Below are 16,968 nucleotides of genomic sequence, written 5' to 3'. Positions count from 1 at the left end.
TGATGAGAGCAAGTGATCTGACAAAGAGTTTAAAAGCACTGGTGGTGCAAAAGGTGCCGACTTTTCTTTGGGGTGCGCCGGGTATTGGAAAATCTTCCATCGTTAAGCAGATAGCAGATGAAAAGGGACTTGATTTTATTGACCTGCGTTTGGCTTTGATGGATCCTACCGACCTTAAAGGTATCCCTTTTTATGACAAAGAGACACATACGGCACTCTGGGCACCGCCTGCATTTTTACCGCGAGAAGGCGAGGGCATACTCTTTCTCGATGAGCTCAACTCTGCTGCTCCTGCTGTACAGTCCTCAGCATACCAGCTCATACTTGACAGACGCATTGGCGAGTATGAGCTTCCTGATGGCTGGGCGATAGTTGCTGCTGGAAATAGAGAGGGTGATAGAGGTGTGACCTACAGAATGCCTGCGCCTTTGGCAAACAGATTTGTCCACTTCGAGCTTGAAGTGAATGTCGATGACTGGAGAGAGTGGGCATACAGAAGCTCTCTTGATGCGCGCATTATTGCCTACATCTCTTACAAAAATGAACACCTCTTCACTTTTGATGCAAAGAGTGAAGCAAAGAGCTTTGCAACGCCGAGAAGCTGGGAATATGTGGGAAATATTTTAAAAGCTGGCATTGAGAAAAACCTGCTGCTTGAGACCATCAGCGGAGCTATTGGACGTGATATTGCGGTGAGTTTTTTATCTTTTATAAAAGTGATGGAGAGGCTTCCTGATATTGATGGTATTATCAATGCTGCTGAAACGCAGCAGAGTGAGGAAATAGATGTTCTTTATGCTTTAAGTTCTGGGCTTGTAAGTAAGTACCTGCAAAATCCAACTAAAGAGAGTCTGGAAAATATTTTGGCATATACGCTTGATATGAAGAGTGAGTTTGCTGTGATGGTGGTGCAGGATCTGCAGCGAAGCGGCGTAGATATGCAGCACTCTGCAAACTTTAAAAAGTGGGTGAAGCAGTTTTCCTATCTATTGGATTAAGTAAATGGATAGTGTAAAAATTTCACAGGCAAAGGCAAAACTGCTCGTCTCTCAGCCCTATTTTGGAACACTTGCCACAAAACTTGAGCTTGTACTTAATGATGACATAGAAGCTTTTAAGAGCAATGGAGTAAGACTAGAAATAAACAGTGACTATCTTGAGGGCTTGGAGCTAAGTGAGATGGAGTTTGTCCTTGCAAATGGTGCGATGCATGCCTCTTTGGCGCATGAGCAAAGAAGAGGCAAACGCAGTGGTTGGCTCTGGCAGATGGCAACAGATATGGCTATTAACGATATGTTGCTGCAAAATGGTCTCGATATGCCCTACGGTGCACAGTATCGCAAACGCTTTAGCGGAATGTATGCTGAGGAGATATATGCTGAGCTCAAAGATGACATTCTTCGTGAAGATGAAAATCTGGAGTATGAAGCAGATGAAAGCGATGATGTAGAGCCGCAGGAGAATGAAAAGAAGCAAGAGCAAGAAGAGCCACGAGAACAAACGCAAGAGGAGTTAGAAGAGGAGTTAGAAGAGGAGATACTTCAAGAGCAGCTCTTGGCTGAAGAGGCGATTAGCGCTCTTGAGGCGAAGATGCAAAGTGATGAAGCACCGCAAAGCATCGAGCGTTTTTTTGAACTGGAACGCTTTTGCAAAATTGACTGGAGAGATGAGCTGCGTTTAGCACTCGATAGGTTTTTTCGTGATGATTATGTAGTGATGCCTCCAAGTAAAAAACTGCTCTATGAAGGTATCTATCTGCCATCGAACATTTCACAGACCTTTCGGCTTGTCATTGCAGTAGATAGCTCCGGTTCGGTGGATGAAGAACTTTTAAATGAGTTTATGAGCGAAGTGAACTTTTTGATGAGTCTGGTACCAAACTATGAGATAGAATTTTTGGTCTGTGATGACAAACTCCATTTTCATAAAACCTTTTACAGCGGTGAGCAGTTGGATGTGAGCTTAAAAGGCGGTGGAGGGACTGATTTTCGTCCTGTTTTTGAGTTTATTGACAATAATTTTGATGATGTGAAACTGCTGCTCTATTTTACAGATATGGAGGGAATATTTCCTAAAGAAATACCAAATTATGTAGTGAAATGGGTGAGTTCCAAAGAAGCTGAGCCACCTTTTGGAGAGCTGCTTCTTCTAAAAGACTAGCCCTCTTGAAATACCAAACGGTTACGTCCTGAGTTTTTCGCTTTGTAGAGAAGCATATCGGCTGCGTTTACACTCTCATCAAGTGTCTCGGCAGGGTCATGCAGTACGGCACCTATAGAGATAGTGAATTTAACAATAGTCTGCTCATTTATCTCAAGTGTGAAACTCTCCACACCCTCACGCAGACGTTCAAGTATTTCTGCTGTTGAGTAGCGGTTAATGTTTTTGAGCACTATACAAAACTCTTCGCCTCCAAAACGGGCAACAACATCATTTGGACTTGTTCCACTTCTAAGAATGTCTGCAAGAGAGACGATGACTTTGTCTCCAACATCATGTCCGTAGGTATCGTTGACCTTTTTAAAGTGGTCGATGTCTATCATGGCAATGGCACACTGCTCACCACTCTCTTTGCTATATTCTATATACTCTCCTACACTTTGGTAGAAATAACGACGGTTATAGAGTCCTGTAAGGTAGTCTCTATTTGCATACTGTGTAATTTTTTGGATATTTTCAAGTGCCTCTATGGAGTTGTTCACACGACAAGAAAACTCCTCTTTTGAAAAGGGTTTTTTGATGTAGTCATTCGCGCCGTGTTTGAGAAAAAGCGCACTTACTTCATCATCATCATTTCCTGAAAGAGCAAGAATGCAGAGCTCATCTTTTGAGTAGGTTTCTCGAATTTTGAGGGTGAGCTCAAGTCCGTCCATCACAGGCATATTGTAGTCGGTAATAACAAGTGAAATGTCCTGTTTGACACTAAGCATACCTAGTGCTTCTTCACCATGAGCCACTGTAATGACATCAAAGAAGAGGTTTTCAAGTATGTTTTGCATCTGTTTTCTAAAAACCATTGAGTCATCTACTACAAGTACCTTATGGCGTTGATTTCTGCGGAGTCTTTGGATGGTATGTACGATGTATTCTATATCATTTACACCGCCTTTATTTACATAGTCGACGATATTTTTGTTAAGCATTGACTTTCTAAACTCTTTGTCAATATTACCACTCAGAACAATGGCATGGTTCTTTTTAGAAATGACATAGTCCACTACCTCACCGTTTGGAGCATCAGGTAGATTGATGTCAAGCAGAGTGATAAAGTAGTGACCACGACTAAGAAAAAGCTTGGCTTCATGGAGTGAGTAGGCAACATCGACTTCCATATCAAGAGAAGTCTGTAGTTTTCTGGCGATGAGCTTTGCAAGCGTTTTATTGTCTTCAACAATTAAAATTTTTTCATTCATTTTGTTATTATAGTGTCATTAATTAAATTTTATATAAATTGCTGTTATTATGCGCGTATGAATTACGAAACTGTTACCTTTGATACATTACAAAATAAAAAGAATGTTTTTTTAACAGGTGGCGCTGGTGTGGGTAAAACGACCATTACTCGTCATGTTATAAAGATGTATGAAAATGAAGCAAAAAAAGTTGCTAAACTTGCTTCAACTGGTATGGCTGCTACTTTGATAAATGGACAGACACTCCATAGTTTTTTTGACCTTGGCATTGCTTCTGATGTGGATGAACTAACAAAAAATGGCAAATATGAGATAAAGAAAAAGATTAAAAAGCTTATTGTAAATATGGATTTAATAGTAATTGATGAGATTTCTATGGTAAGTGAATCTTTGTTTGAGATGATAGCGCTGCGCTTAGAACAGGCTGCGTTTGATGGAGTGCTTTTAGTCGTCGGTGATTTTTTACAGCTACCGCCTGTAGTGCGTGGATATGGTGAGGTGAAATTTGCTTTTGAATCTCCTCTATGGGCTGCGTTTGAGTTTACAAAAATAGAGCTGACACATATCTACCGTACCGATGACATCGAGTTTATTGAGTTGCTAAACGCAGTGCGTTTTGGGCATATAGATGAGCAGATACATAATCATCTTAATGAGTTCATTCATCCATTGCCAAAGGATTTAAGTGCTTTTACCTTTCTTTTTGGCAAAAATATCTCTGCACAAAGACATAACAAAACGCAGCTTGAGTTTATAGATGAAGTACTTCAAATAAAAGAAGTACAGATAGTCAAACACGTAAAATCAGTGCAAGAGAGAGAAATAGAGCGTTTTATGGATGATGCTAGAATAGAGAAAGAACTGCTCTTTAAGGTCGGTGCGCCCGTACTTTTTACAAGAAACTCATGGAACTACTTTAATGGTGAGCGCGGTATTGTAGTCAATGCCGATGAGAGCTGCGTTTATGTGCAAAAGAGTGATGGCAAAGTGATAAAACTAGAGAGCGTTGCACAAAGTAAAACGCAGTGGAAGGAAAAAACCATCAAGGGCAAAAAAGAGATGGTTGAAGAGGAGCTTTTTACTCTCTATCAGTACCCTATAAAGCTTGCTTTTGCCATTACAATTCATAAATCACAAGGAATGAGCATAGAGGATTTGATAATTGAGACAAATGAAATATTTGCCCCCTCACAGTTCTATGTGGCACTTTCGCGTTCATGTAATCCTGCAAGACTCACCCTCATTGCGCCGAAAAAACAGTGGTATGAGTTGGCATTTGTAAATAAAAAAGCGATGGAGTTTGTGGCGGAAAATAAAGCGTGTTAAAACGAGTAGATAGTGGTGTGCTTTTTATGCTTGCTTCGGCACTTATTTCTGCCTTTAATGGTGCTATTACAAAGATACTTGCGGAGGATATTTCTGCTTTAGAAATTGTCTTTTTTAGAAACCTTTTTGGGATATTTTTGATTTTGTATGCGCTTAAACATACCCCTCCTAAGCTAAGTGGTGGAAAGTTTCATCTACTTTTTTTACGGGGCTTTTTAGGCTTTAGTGCGATGATTTTGTTCTTTTATACCATCACGGTCATTCCTCTTGGTGAAGCCATTACTCTGAATAAAACTTCACCTTTCTTTGTTACTATTTTAGCTTTTTTTCTACTCAAAGAGCATTTAAGCAAGAGGGTAATAGCGGCTCTATTTATAGGATTTATGGGAACAGTTTTGATTACAAAACCATTTGCCATGAGCTTTTCGTATGTGCATTTTTTAGGGGTTTTAGGTGGTTTCTTTGCGGCTGCTGCCTATACGACTATTAAAAAAATAAAAGATATATATGATTCGAGAGTTATTGTTCTCTCATTTGTTATGGTTGGTGCTTTTTTGCCTTTTGTACTTTTTTTACTTGCAGGCTATGTTGATGTACCCAACTTTTTGGGTTTTTTATTTCCTTCGTTTATTGTGCCAAGTGGTTTGAAAATTTGGTCACTTATTTTACTAATGGCACTCATATCAACACTTTCGCAATGGCTACTTACTAAGGCATACAGTGCAAAAAATTTGAGTGTAATAGGGGTTATTAGTTATACAAATATTCCTTTTGCAATAGGTTTTGGATGGATGCTTGGAGATAAATTTCCAGATATGCTTACTTTTGCAGGTATTTGTCTAATAATTCTTGGTGGGCTTCTTGTGAGTAAAAAGTGATTTAGATCACATTTTATTAAGTAAAATTGTTATATACTAACAATTATTCTTTGATAAATGGGGAGAAGAAGTGTCACAACATTGTAAAAATATTGACATATCTATCAATGATCTGCCAGATAATGTTGTTATTTACAGATATATAGATGGGGATTTTGTATTTGTAGATTTGAATGAAAATGCAAAAAAATTAGATAATTTAGATTCTGATGTAATCGGGAAAAAAATTACAGATGTTTTTGATGTAAATATAGATGCTGGTCTGCTAGAAAAGCTTTTCTACGTTTATTCCTTGGGTGAAACACAAAAATTTGAGATAAAAGAGTACAAAAGTGGTAGTATAAAATTTTGGCGTTTTTATACAATTAAAAAACTACACAATGGTGATTTAGTTGTTTTTTATCAAAATAAAAATAGTGAACTTGTCAATAAACTGCAACAGATTAAAAAACAAAATAAACACTTTAAAAATGCTCTTGTAAAACTTGCACGGATAGAATTTTATAATCTTTCTAAAACTTTTAAAAAAATACTAAAAATTACAAATAAATCATTGTCTGTATCGCGCTCAAGTATTTGGCTCTATAAAAAAGAGAAGGGAGTGCTTGAGTGTGTTGGAGTTTATTCAAAGAAAAATAAATATGTTACAAACGATAAAACAATTCAGATAGAAATTCCACAAAAGTGTATTGAAAAATTTGAATTAAAACTTCCTATTTTATTGGACGCTAAAAATAAAAAGAATTTAGTATGTGCATCTTTTTATAAATACATGAAACTCTCTGAAACTTCTTCATTTTTACTTACTCCTTTTTTAACTAATGGCAAAGTTATAGGCATAATGGTAAATGCTTCAAAGAAAGATTCTCGTACATGGACTAAAAGTGAAATAGATTTTTCCGTATCAGTTGCTAGCACTATATCTTTAAATATAGAGGTACAAAAGCGTAAAGAGAGTGAGTTGAAATTTAGGCAAATTGCAGAGATTAGTTTTACGGGTTTTTTTATTTATAATGATAAGTTTATATACGCAAATAAGGCATTTGAATTAATGACTGGGTATAGTTTGTCTGAGTTGAAAAAGATAAATCCGTGGGAATTATGTCTTGAAGAAGACAAGCCAGAGATTAAAAATGCAGTAAGTCGACGTATTTTAGGGGAAAAGTTTTTTAAAGAGTATAGTGATGTGAAAATAATTAAAAAAGATGGTGAAATACGCTTGATGCGGATTGCTGTTAATACAATTATGCATAAAGGAGAGTATGTAGGCGCAGGTAGTGTTGTAGATATTACAGATATAGTGAAACAAAAAGAGAAAGTTACACTTTTGGCCAAAGCACTTGAATATATAGATAAACTTGTTTTAATTACAGATTTAGGTGGACATATTATTTATGTAAATGAGGCTTTGACTAAGCTCTCTGGTTATTCACGAGAAGAACTTATTGGCTCTAAGCCAAGCATGTTTAAATCTAAAGTAAAAGATGAGTCATCTTATAGAAAAATGTATCAAACTATACTTGCAGGTGAAATGTATCATGATGTAATAGTAGATAAGAGCAAAAGTGGCGAAGAGTTTTATATAGAGTTGAATATTGCACCTATTTTTGCTAAAGAAAACCAAATAGAATATTTTGTTTGTACAGGTTCTGATGTTAGCAATAGAATTAGAATTGAAAATAGATTGAAGCAGTTAGCTACTATTGACAGTCTCACAAAGATTTATAACCGTTATAAAATAAATGAAATAATAGAACATCAGATTGCTCGCTCTAAAAGATATGGGGAGGTCTTTTCTTTGCTAATGTTTGATATTGACTACTTTAAAAAAATCAATGATACACATGGGCATTATGTTGGAGATTTGGTTTTAAAGAAGTTGAGTGAACTTATTGTAAGTAATATTAGAGAAGTGGATAGTTTTGGTAGATGGGGTGGGGAGGAGTTTATGCTTTTACTTCATAAAGCTAATCAAGCTGAAGCAATGTATATTGGCGAAAAAATACGTAAAATTGTTGAGAATTTTAGTATAGATAATTTGTATAAAATTACAATTAGCGTAGGTGTTTGTACATTTGTAAAAAATGATACAAAAAAAACCCTTCTTGAGAGAGTTGATAAAGCTTTGTATGCATCAAAAGAAAATGGTAGGAATAGAGTAACTTTTAAGTAAAATTAGTTATATAAAGTTAGATTGTATACAAATATTATAATAACTATTGTATAATATTTAGATGAAAAATATTGTGCTGCAAAATTATACAGGTGATAATTGTAAACAACTTCTAGAATTAACTAAGCTTATAGAAGTCTCTAGTGTTATAGTATTTAGTTGTATAATTGATTATGAGTGTGAACTTAATTATATAACTGATAATGTTTCACAATTTGGTTACTCTGCAGAGGACTTTTTATTACATAAGGTTCATTACAAATCCATAATTCATGATGCAGATATAGATTTTTTTTCTAAATCTTTAGAAGATGGTCTTAGAAGTAATAAGAGAAAATTTTCTCTGCTACATAGAATTATAACAGCAGATGGCACTATTCGTTGGCTTGATGTTAAATTTTTAGTAGAGCGTGATGAACAAGGCTGTGCTAAAAGTCTTTATGGAGCTATTAATGATATTACTGAAATTGTTGAAAAAGAGAATAAAGCTAAACTTCTTGCACAGGCAGTAGAGCAGAGTGATAGTTTGGTCTTTATTACTGATTGTAATGGAATTATTAGCTATGTGAATGATTCTGTAATAGAAAATTCTGGTTACAGTAGAGAAGAGCTTATTGGTTCTAAAACGAGTATTTTTAAATCAGGAAAGCATAATAAAGAATTTTATTATAATTTATGGCGTACAATTTTATCTGGACAAAATTATAATAACATTATAATAAATAAGAAAAAAAATGGTAAACTTTATTACGTAGATACGAGTATTACTCCTATTGACGATGCATATACAAAGAGTAAAAATTTTGTAGTAAGGGCAACAAATGTCACAAGGCAGATGAAGCTTGAGAAAAAACTTAAAAATCTGGCTACAACTGATAGTCTGACACAGATTTATAATAGATATAAAATTAATACAGAGATAGAGTTACACATTGCGAGATCTAAACGCAGCAATACAACTTTTTCACTTCTTATGTTTGATATTGACCATTTTAAAAATATAAATGATAGTTATGGTCATTATGTAGGGGATCTTGTTTTAAAAGATTTGACGAGACTTATTCAAACAAGCATACGTCAAGTGGACTCTTTTGGTCGATGGGGTGGAGAGGAGTTTATGCTTATTCTTGATGATACTAAGAAAGAAGAAGCACTTAATGTCGCTCAAAAAATTCGCGCTCTTGTTGAGCAGACTGCTATGTCTGGTCATTATAATATTACCGTTAGCATAGGAGTTGGAGAGTATAAGATAGCTGAACGGAAATCTGCACTACTAGAGAGGGTTGATCAGGCTCTGTATGAAGCCAAAGAGGGAGGAAGAAACCAAGTTGTATACCGATAAATATATAAAATTGTTTTTGATTAGTTTTATGATGTTAATTGTATTTAGTGCCTGTGCATCTCATCAAGATAAGGGGTTCTACAATCGAGCAAACAAAGCGAGTGAAAAAGCTTTAGATAAATTAGACAGAGAATAAATTCTCTGTCTACAAAAAAGAGTCTCTTATAACTCTGATTCGTGTTTTGCAAGATACTCAGCAACACCTTCGGCGTCTGCTTTCATACCTTCATCACCTTTTTGCCAACCAGCAGCACATACTTCACCGAACTCGTCAGTAAATTGTTGTGCATCAATCATTCTTAACATCTCATCAACATTTCTTCCAAGTGGAAGGTCGTTTACAACTGCGTGACGAACAATACCATTGTTGTCAATTAAAAATGAACCACGAAGTGCAACAGCATCATTTAAAAGTACATCATAATCACGAGCGATGTTTTTTGTAAGGTCTGCAACTAATGGGAAGTTAATGTGTCCAATACCACCTTTTTCAACTGGAGTTTCTCTCCAAGCGAAGTGTGAAAATTGTGAATCTACAGAGATACCTACAACATTTACACCACGACTTTTAAATTCATCATGTCTATGTGAAAATGCAATGATTTCTGATGGGCAAACAAAAGTAAAATCTAGTGGATAAAAAAATACAACTGTACCTTTTTCACCGAAATTTTCACTCAATTTAAAATCTTCAACGATTGATCCGTCTGCTAAAACTGCAGTAGCTGTAAAATCTGGAGCTGGGTTTGTTACTAACATATATTTGTCCTTGTATATTAAATTTATAAGATGATTTTATCTAAAGTATCTTAACAAAGTTCTGAACGTAAAGAGGAACTTTTATATGTTAAAGAAAAGTTTTATATTTTTGGTTATAATTGCAACGATTTATGGAGCTTGACTCTGTACTTCAATAAGGAAAATCGATGACGAAAGAGTATATATTTACTTCAGAGTCTGTAACAGAAGGGCACCCTGATAAGATGGCAGATCAAATCAGTGATGCAGTTCTGGATTATATTATTGAAAATGATAAAAATGCGAGAGTGGCGTGTGAAACTCTCGTGTCTAATGGTTTTTGTGTAATTGCAGGCGAACTGAAGACTACGGCGTATGCGCCAATGCAAGAGATTGCAAGAGAAGTTATTCAAAGTATTGGATATACGGATGCAACTTATGGATTTGACTACCGCTCTGCGGCTGTTTTAAATGGAATAGGGGAACAATCTCCTGATATAAATCAGGGAGTTGATCAGGCAGGTGGAGAGACAGGTGCTGGTGATCAAGGTTTGATGTTTGGTTATGCTTGTCGTGAAACAGATGTTTTGATGCCGCTTCCTATTCATTTAGCACACCGTTTAACACAACGACTGGCTTATGTTCGTAAAGAGGGGATTGTCCCTTATCTTCGTCCTGATGGAAAAGCACAAATCAGTGTAAAATATATTGATGATAAGCCTGTATCTGTTGAAACTGTTGTTATTTCTACGCAACATCATGAGGGAATTTCACAAGAGTTGATTCGTGAGGATATGATTAAAGAGGTCATAAAAGAGGTCATTCCTGCAGATATGCTAAGCGAAGAGACTGTTTTTCACATTAATCCAACTGGAAAATTTGTAATAGGTGGACCACAAGGTGATGCAGGACTTACTGGGCGTAAGATAATAGTAGATACTTATGGTGGTAGTTGTCCTCATGGTGGTGGAGCATTTTCAGGAAAAGATCCGACCAAGGTCGATAGAAGTGCTGCGTATGCAGCTCGCTGGGTTGCCAAAAATCTTGTAGCTTCTGGTGCATGTGATAGAGTAACTATCCAAGTAGCATATGCGATTGGTGTTGTTCAGCCTGTTTCCATTATGGTAGATACACATGGTACAGGAAAAGTTTCAGAAGATAATATTGAGAGCTGCGTGAAGGATATTTTTGATCTCTCTCCTGCTGGAATAATTAAATCACTTGATCTATTGAAACCTATATATAGAAAAACAGCAGCTTATGGACACTTTGGACGTGAAGAAGATGGCTTTAGTTGGGAAAAAACAGATAGAGTTGATGAAATTAAAAGCTATTTAGGTATCTGATTTTTAGAATTATATGTAACTAAAAGCTACATATTTTAGATATATAAAGAGTTTTTAGCTATATTTAAAATTCTAAAGTGTATAGTTACCTTGATAAAAAATTAGGAGAAGATAATGGCAGTAATTATTGGTGATACTTGTATTAACTGTGGTGCTTGTATAGACGAATGTCCAGTAGAAGCAATTGTAGATGAAGATGATAATCCAACAGGTGAAGAAATTTACTACGTGTATGGTGATAAATGTGTAGAGTGTGTTGGTCATCATGACGAACCAGCATGTGCAACTGCATGTCCAACTGAGGGTTGTATTACTTGGGATGCTATTGGTGATTCTCCAGAGCATCGCGAAGATATTACTGATGAGCAACGCTCAAACCACGAACCAGTGGTAGAATAGTAATATTTTTATTTTGTAAAGTGCCAATTTGGCGCTTTACAACTCTTCTTTTTAAACTTCAAACAGAGTAAAATCAGCTCAATTTTCTTATTTAAACTAAAAACAATTTTTTTTCAGGTATAATTCCACTCTAATTTTATATTTTCAGAGGAGATTTGATGGAAAGAACACTATCAATAATCAAACCAGATGCAGTTGCAAAAGGTGTTATAGGCAAAATTTTAGACCGTTTTGAAAGCAATGGTCTTCGTATCGCTGCGACTAAAAAACTTCAATTATCACGTGCAGATGCAGAAGCATTTTATGCAGTTCATGCTGAGAGACCTTTCTTCAACGATTTAGTTGATTTTATGATCAGTGGTCCAGTTGTTGTTACAGTTTTAGAAGGCGAAAACGCAATGCAAAAAAATCGTGATTTAATGGGTGCAACAAACCCTAAAGAAGCTGAAGCTGGCACAATCCGTGCAGATTTTGCTGAAAATATAGATGCAAACGCAGTTCACGGAAGTGATTCTGTTGAAAATGCAGCAAATGAAATTGCATTCTTTTTCTCTCAAAGAGAAATTTCTTAAGTTTAATGAAAATTCATTTTTTCTTTTTTTTAGGATGATTCCATGAGAGTTGTGCTAAGAAAAGTAACATCTACACCATTGGATTTTTCATTAGAATCTAATGGGATAAGCTTTAAAGGTCATTTAGAGTATTATAAAGGGAAATTAATTTTACTTAGTGCAAATATTAAAGGTTCTCTTAAAACTCAGTGTGATATCTGTGGAGATGAATTTTGTATGGATTTAAGTGAAAAAGTAGAGTTCCTCATCAGTGATGGACTTTATGAAGATGATGGCAGCCTCAATTTGGATGTTGTTGAATCATTTGATGGGCAGGTAGATATGCAAGAGTTATTAAACTCTGAAATTGAGCTCATTAAAAGTGATTATCACTCGTGTGATAATTGCAAAGAACAAAATTAAGTGACCTAGTCGGTCTTGTAAAATTAAATAAAAGGAAAAAATTACTATGGCAGTACCTAAGAGAAGAGTATCTCACTCACGTTCAGCAAAAAGAAGAACACATTACAAAATTTCATTAGCACGTCCAGTTAAAGACAAAGATGGAACTTATAGATTACCACACCACATTAATCCAACTACTGGTGAGTATAAATAATTAATGGTTAAGATAGCCATTGATGCAATGGGTGGGGACTTTGGTCCCGAGCCAATTGTAAAGGGATGTGTTAAAGCACTTTCAAAGCGTCATTTTACACCTATTCTTGTAGGTAAAAAATCAGAAATTTTACCTCTGTTACCAAAACGTTATAGAGATAAGATTTTAATTGTCGAATGTGATGATGTTATATCTATGAGTGATGCTGCTACAGATGCAGTAAAACGAAAAGATAGTAGCATATATTGCGCTGTAGATCTCGTAAGAAATGGTGAAGCTGATGGTGTTGTTTCAGCTGGACACAGTGGTGCAACAATGACATTAGCTACTTTAAGACTTGGACGTCTAAAAGGTGTCTCTCGTCCTGCCCTTGTGACGCTTATGCCTACAAAATTAAACAGACGTTCAATTTTACTTGATGTAGGTGCAAATGTTGACTCAAAAGCAGTACATTTAGCAGAATTTGCCGTGATGGGTGGATGTTATGCTGAAGATGTACTTAGTATTAAAGAACCTTCGATTGGACTTCTTGCAAATGGGGAAGAGTCATCAAAAGGGAATGAAGTCACAAAGGCTGCGTTTAAACTCTTAGAGGGTTACCCTGGCTTTAAAGGGAATGTTGAAGGTGGCGATATATTCAACGGAAGTTGTGATGTTATTACTTGCGATGGTTTTATTGGAAATCTTGTTCTAAAAACGAGTGAAGGTGTTGCTTCTACAATTTCAGGACTTTTAAAAGATTATATTAAAAAATCACCTATTAGAATTACTGGGGCACTTTTAATGCGTAAAGTTTTCAAACTTCTTAAAAAAGAGATTGATTATGCTGAAGTAGGTGGTGCTCCACTTATAGGGATAAAAGGATGTGCAATCGTTAGTCATGGTAAAAGTAATGCCAAAGCTATTGAAAATGCAATTTATCAGGCTATCAGTTATGTTGATACGGGCGTAAATGAACATATTATTAAGCGTTTAGAAGAGTTAAAACAAAAGGATTTATAGATGGCTTATGCAGCTTTTAGATCAATTGGTGCTTATGTACCTGAGAAAATATTAACAAATAGTGATTTATCAAAAATGGTTGATACTTCAGATGAGTGGATTACAAAAAGAACAGGTATTAAAGAGCGTCATATCGCGGCTGACACTGAATTTACAAGTGATTTAGGCGTTAAGGCTGCACAAAAAGCATTAGATAGAAGTGGTGTTGCACTGGAAGATATTGATCTTGTTGTGACTGCTACAATTTCACCTGATTATTTTTGTATGCCATCAACTGCTACGGTTATTGCAAATAAACTAGGCATCAAAGGTGCGACTGCGTTTGATATTACTGCTGCATGTACTGGATTTATTTATGCTATCTCTATTGCTAAAGCATTTATTGAATCTGGAATGAAAAAAAATGTTCTTATTGTAGGTGCTGAAAAACTCTCTGCCATTACGGACTACACTGATAGAGGAACTTGTATTTTATTTGGTGATGGGGCAGGATCTGCTGTTATCTCCGCTACAAATAACAAAGATGAAGCTATTATTGATATTCACACTGGTGCTGATGGAGAGTATGCCGATCTGCTTATGACTCCAAATGGTGGTACAGGTTCGGCTCATGATTCTCTTGAAGGTGAAGCTGCTAATTGTTTCATGCAGATGAAAGGAAATGAGACTTTTAAAGTTGCAGTACGTACATTGACTAAAGATGTAAAAGAGATTTTAGAAGATAATAATATTAAAAGTGAAGATATTAAACATTTCATTCCGCATCAAGCAAACTTACGTATTATTAAAGCGGTTGGTGATGCCTTAAATATGAGAGAAGATCAAGTTGTAATTACGGTTGAAAAATATGGTAATACATCTGGAGCTTCTATCCCAATGGCGATAAATGACTTATATGAATCTGGTAAACTTCAAGCAGGTGAAATGATGCTTCTTGATGCCTTTGGTGGAGGGCTTACTTGGGGAAGTGCTTTGATTCCATTTGCACCAACTAAATAATTTAAAAAAAATTTATTAATTTTTATTGCTTAATGCATGGAACAGATTTTTATAAAATAGCTCCTCTTTTGGCAATTTTAAATTTGATTCTCGTAGCTTTTTTCCCCACATAGGGTTAGGAAAGTAACTATCTTCCTTATATCTTGCCATAACATGTATATGGACACGAGGAAGCATATTTGCAAATGATGCCATATTTATTTTATGGGGTTTGTAATATTTTTTCATCTCCTCCTCGACAATATAATATATTTCCCATAATTCTAAACGCAATGCTTTTGGCATATCACCTAGCTCTTTGTATGGTTCTTTAGAAAATATTTTAACCCAAGGGATTTCACTTTTCTCTTTTTCTATGTAAAAATGGGAGTTTTCGTATATAATTAAATTTTTCATAAGTTCATTATATCAAAATTTTATGGAGTTTATTGTATTTATTGAGTTTGGAGAAATGTTCCAAAAGAGGAACATTTTAAGAGTGGAGGAGTTTTTAGTCTCTGTTTCTGTTGCGGTTAGAATTACTTCTGTTACCTCTGTATCCACCGCCATCACGGCTAGAATTACTACGGCTACGACTACCGCCAGAACGGTTACGGTTGTTACCACGATAACTACCACCACGACCACCTCTTCTGTTGTCATTGCGTTTAGAAGCACGCTCCAAAATAGCTACAAGTTTATCAGCAGGAATACCGATGTTACTTGGTCCCTTAATGTCTTGTTTATCTAAAATCATAGAGATAAGTTTGAACATAATAGTCTCTTCATCAATATCATCTCTCAATCTTTCGATGACTACATGTGCTTCATCATAGATTTTTTGATTTTCAATATTTGTTACAATTTTATCAATTGTAGTTGCACGAAGATCTGTTTTACTAGGAACAAATGCATGCTCCATAGATGTACCAACTTTTTTCTTAATGCGTTGCAACTCTTTAAACTCTAATGGAGTTAAAAGTGTAATTGCTTTTCCTTTTGTACCTGCACGACCAGTTCTACCGATACGGTGAACATAACTCTCTGGGTCAAATGGAATATGGTAGTTAAATACATGTTCAATATTGTTTACATGAATACCACGAGCAGCAACATCAGTAGCAACAAGAACTTTTATAGAGTCACTTTTAAACCCTTTAATAACAGTCTCACGTTGACGTTGTTCCATATCTCCATGCAGACCATTTGCAAGGTAACCTGCATTGCTTAGAACATTTGAGAGTCTATCTACTTCAGATTTTGTACGACAAAACACTACTGCTTTTTTTGTTTGTTCTGAATCCATAAGACGGATAATAGCATCATCACGTTCATGCTCATCAATTACATAGTAGAGTTGTTCGATGTCTGTATTTGTTGTTTCACCTTTAGTGATAGAGATAAACTCAGGATCTTTTAAAATTTTTGCAGCAAGTGTTTTAATTGGTTGTGGCATTGTTGCTGAAAAAAGAAGTGTTTGACGATTTGTTGGAAGATATGAAAATATTTCATTAATATCATCTAAAAATCCCATATCAAGCATCTCATCAGCTTCATCAAGAACAACCATACTTGGTGCAAAGTTATTAAGCATACCGCGTTTAAGAATGTCGAGCATTCTACCAGGTGTTGCAACAACAACTGATGCACCTCTACCTATAAGGTCAAGTTGGCGTTTGTATGAGCTACCGCCATAAACAGTAACAGTTTTTACACCTAAGTTACGACCATATTTGAAAATTTCATCACTTACTTGTGTTGTAAGTTCACGAGTTGGTGTGATTACTAAAAGCTCAACGCTTCCGTCTAGTTTCATATTATTTAGTGCAGGAAGACTAAACGCAGCTGTTTTACCAGTACCAGTATGTGCTTGTCCAACCATATCACGACCTGCTAAAACAACAGGAATAGCTTGTTCTTGAATTGGTGAAGGTACAGTAAAACCTGCAAATTTTACGCTTTTTAATATCTCTGGTTTTAAACCTAATGAATCAAAAGTGATTGTCGGTTCTTCTATTTGTGCATTTTCTTGCATCATTATCCTTTGTGGCTTTAAGTAGCCTTTTTATATATAAGGAGATGACGCAAGTTCTCTAAAATGTACTCAGGTCTATCAGGGCATCTTCCCCTTAAAATATTTGTGGAATTATAGCGAAATATTTCTAAATTTTCATTAAAAATAGAAATGTTATTAATTAAATTA

The 16,968-nt window shown here is 35.6% G+C and carries 17 protein-coding genes; 13 read left to right on the top strand and 4 right to left on the bottom strand.

Annotation, left to right across the window (positions count from 1 at the left end):
* The first annotated feature begins 2 nt into the window (after nt 1-2).
* Both MV589_RS08095 and MV589_RS08090 read left to right on the top strand, forming a co-directional pair.
* Nucleotides 3-998 (top strand): AAA family ATPase, encoded by a 996-nt coding sequence (locus MV589_RS08095; RefSeq protein ID WP_297433799.1) that lies wholly within the window; start codon nt 3-5, stop codon nt 996-998.
* A 4-nt stretch (nt 999-1,002) separates the two neighbouring features.
* On the top strand, nt 1,003-2,160 hold the full coding sequence (locus MV589_RS08090) for a vWA domain-containing protein (protein ID WP_297433713.1): 1,158 nt from the start codon (nt 1,003-1,005) through the stop codon (nt 2,158-2,160).
* Here MV589_RS08090 and MV589_RS08085 read toward each other — a convergent pair.
* Nucleotides 2,157-3,413 (bottom strand): GGDEF domain-containing response regulator, encoded by a 1,257-nt coding sequence (locus MV589_RS08085; RefSeq protein ID WP_297433711.1) that lies wholly within the window; start codon nt 3,411-3,413, stop codon nt 2,157-2,159. The two genes, MV589_RS08090 and MV589_RS08085, sit on opposite strands and share 4 nt — an antisense overlap.
* Before the next feature lie 57 nt (nt 3,414-3,470).
* Between MV589_RS08085 and MV589_RS08080 the strand changes: the two genes are divergently transcribed.
* From MV589_RS08080 to MV589_RS08065, 4 genes are all read left to right on the top strand, one after another.
* Nucleotides 3,471-4,739, top strand: a complete 1,269-nt coding sequence (locus tag MV589_RS08080; RefSeq protein ID WP_297433709.1) for an ATP-dependent DNA helicase — start codon at nt 3,471-3,473, stop codon at nt 4,737-4,739.
* Nucleotides 4,733-5,617: a DMT family transporter gene (locus tag MV589_RS08075; RefSeq protein ID WP_297433707.1), complete on the top strand. Its 885-nt coding sequence runs from the start codon at nt 4,733-4,735 to the stop codon at nt 5,615-5,617. The genes MV589_RS08080 and MV589_RS08075 overlap by 7 nt, the downstream gene beginning before the upstream one ends.
* A gap of 70 nt (nt 5,618-5,687) precedes the next feature.
* Nucleotides 5,688-7,790, top strand: coding sequence for a GGDEF domain-containing protein (locus MV589_RS08070; protein WP_297433704.1), 2,103 nt, complete (start codon nt 5,688-5,690; stop codon nt 7,788-7,790).
* A 61-nt stretch (nt 7,791-7,851) separates the two neighbouring features.
* Nucleotides 7,852-9,132 carry a GGDEF domain-containing protein gene (locus tag MV589_RS08065; protein WP_297433702.1) on the top strand — a complete coding sequence of 427 codons (1,281 nt, stop codon included), beginning with the start codon at nt 7,852-7,854 and terminating at the stop codon, nt 9,130-9,132.
* Nucleotides 9,133-9,294: 162 nt separating this feature from the next.
* Here the strand turns inward: MV589_RS08065 and MV589_RS08060 are convergent, their stop codons facing one another.
* Nucleotides 9,295-9,891 (bottom strand): peroxiredoxin, encoded by a 597-nt coding sequence (locus tag MV589_RS08060; RefSeq protein WP_297433700.1) that lies wholly within the window; start codon nt 9,889-9,891, stop codon nt 9,295-9,297.
* Between the two features lie 167 nt (nt 9,892-10,058).
* Here MV589_RS08060 and metK point away from each other — a divergent pair, with 167 nt between their 5' ends.
* From metK to MV589_RS08025, 7 genes are all read left to right on the top strand, one after another.
* Nucleotides 10,059-11,216 (top strand): methionine adenosyltransferase, encoded by a 1,158-nt coding sequence (gene metK, locus MV589_RS08055; protein ID WP_297433698.1) that lies wholly within the window; start codon nt 10,059-10,061, stop codon nt 11,214-11,216.
* 114 nt (nt 11,217-11,330) lie between these two features.
* Nucleotides 11,331-11,615 (top strand): 4Fe-4S dicluster domain-containing protein, encoded by a 285-nt coding sequence (locus MV589_RS08050; protein WP_297433696.1) that lies wholly within the window; start codon nt 11,331-11,333, stop codon nt 11,613-11,615.
* 158 nt (nt 11,616-11,773) lie between these two features.
* Nucleotides 11,774-12,187: a nucleoside-diphosphate kinase gene (gene ndk, locus MV589_RS08045; protein WP_297433694.1), complete on the top strand. Its 414-nt coding sequence runs from the start codon at nt 11,774-11,776 to the stop codon at nt 12,185-12,187.
* Between the two features lie 42 nt (nt 12,188-12,229).
* Entirely contained in the window at nt 12,230-12,589 is a 360-nt protein-coding gene (locus MV589_RS08040) for a hypothetical protein (RefSeq protein ID WP_297433692.1), read from the top strand.
* Nucleotides 12,590-12,635: 46 nt separating this feature from the next.
* Nucleotides 12,636-12,785, top strand: a complete 150-nt coding sequence (gene rpmF, locus MV589_RS08035) for a 50S ribosomal protein L32 (RefSeq protein ID WP_013326319.1) — start codon at nt 12,636-12,638, stop codon at nt 12,783-12,785.
* Nucleotides 12,786-12,788: 3 nt separating this feature from the next.
* On the top strand, nt 12,789-13,787 hold the full coding sequence (gene plsX / locus MV589_RS08030) for a phosphate acyltransferase PlsX (RefSeq protein ID WP_297433687.1): 999 nt from the start codon (nt 12,789-12,791) through the stop codon (nt 13,785-13,787).
* Nucleotides 13,788-14,786, top strand: a complete 999-nt coding sequence (locus tag MV589_RS08025; protein WP_297433685.1) for a beta-ketoacyl-ACP synthase III — start codon at nt 13,788-13,790, stop codon at nt 14,784-14,786. It begins immediately after the preceding gene.
* Nucleotides 14,787-14,801: 15 nt separating this feature from the next.
* Here the strand turns inward: MV589_RS08025 and MV589_RS08020 are convergent, their stop codons facing one another.
* Nucleotides 14,802-15,182, bottom strand: coding sequence for an HIT family protein (locus tag MV589_RS08020; protein ID WP_297433683.1), 381 nt, complete (start codon nt 15,180-15,182; stop codon nt 14,802-14,804).
* A 94-nt stretch (nt 15,183-15,276) separates the two neighbouring features.
* Nucleotides 15,277-16,800 (bottom strand): DEAD/DEAH box helicase, encoded by a 1,524-nt coding sequence (locus MV589_RS08015; RefSeq protein ID WP_297433681.1) that lies wholly within the window; start codon nt 16,798-16,800, stop codon nt 15,277-15,279.
* Nucleotides 16,801-16,968: the final 168 nt, after the last annotated feature.

This window comes from Sulfurimonas sp., from assembly GCF_026991475.1.
In the GTDB taxonomy this organism is placed as follows: Bacteria; Campylobacterota; Campylobacteria; order Campylobacterales; family Sulfurimonadaceae; genus Sulfurimonas.
This window is presented reverse-complemented; position numbering and strand designations above follow the sequence as displayed.

What these genes read in the sequence shown, in the direction of transcription:
- MV589_RS08095 (WP_297433799.1), top strand. Translation starts at nt 3, where the DNA reads ATGAGAGCAAGTGATCTGACAAAGAGTTTAAAAGCACTGGTGGTGCAA.
- MV589_RS08090 (WP_297433713.1), top strand. Translation starts at nt 1,003, where the DNA reads ATGGATAGTGTAAAAATTTCACAGGCAAAGGCAAAACTGCTCGTCTCT.
- MV589_RS08085 (WP_297433711.1), bottom strand. Translation starts at nt 3,413, where the DNA reads ATGAATGAAAAAATTTTAATTGTTGAAGACAATAAAACGCTTGCAAAG.
- MV589_RS08080 (WP_297433709.1), top strand. Translation starts at nt 3,471, where the DNA reads ATGAATTACGAAACTGTTACCTTTGATACATTACAAAATAAAAAGAAT.
- MV589_RS08065 (WP_297433702.1), top strand. Translation starts at nt 7,852, where the DNA reads ATGAAAAATATTGTGCTGCAAAATTATACAGGTGATAATTGTAAACAA.
- MV589_RS08060 (WP_297433700.1), bottom strand. Translation starts at nt 9,891, where the DNA reads ATGTTAGTAACAAACCCAGCTCCAGATTTTACAGCTACTGCAGTTTTA.
- metK (WP_297433698.1), top strand. Translation starts at nt 10,059, where the DNA reads ATGACGAAAGAGTATATATTTACTTCAGAGTCTGTAACAGAAGGGCAC.
- MV589_RS08050 (WP_297433696.1), top strand. Translation starts at nt 11,331, where the DNA reads ATGGCAGTAATTATTGGTGATACTTGTATTAACTGTGGTGCTTGTATA.
- ndk (WP_297433694.1), top strand. Translation starts at nt 11,774, where the DNA reads ATGGAAAGAACACTATCAATAATCAAACCAGATGCAGTTGCAAAAGGT.
- MV589_RS08040 (WP_297433692.1), top strand. Translation starts at nt 12,230, where the DNA reads ATGAGAGTTGTGCTAAGAAAAGTAACATCTACACCATTGGATTTTTCA.
- rpmF (WP_013326319.1), top strand. Translation starts at nt 12,636, where the DNA reads ATGGCAGTACCTAAGAGAAGAGTATCTCACTCACGTTCAGCAAAAAGA.
- plsX (WP_297433687.1), top strand. Translation starts at nt 12,789, where the DNA reads ATGGTTAAGATAGCCATTGATGCAATGGGTGGGGACTTTGGTCCCGAG.
- MV589_RS08025 (WP_297433685.1), top strand. Translation starts at nt 13,788, where the DNA reads ATGGCTTATGCAGCTTTTAGATCAATTGGTGCTTATGTACCTGAGAAA.
- MV589_RS08020 (WP_297433683.1), bottom strand. Translation starts at nt 15,182, where the DNA reads ATGAAAAATTTAATTATATACGAAAACTCCCATTTTTACATAGAAAAA.
- MV589_RS08015 (WP_297433681.1), bottom strand. Translation starts at nt 16,800, where the DNA reads ATGCAAGAAAATGCACAAATAGAAGAACCGACAATCACTTTTGATTCA.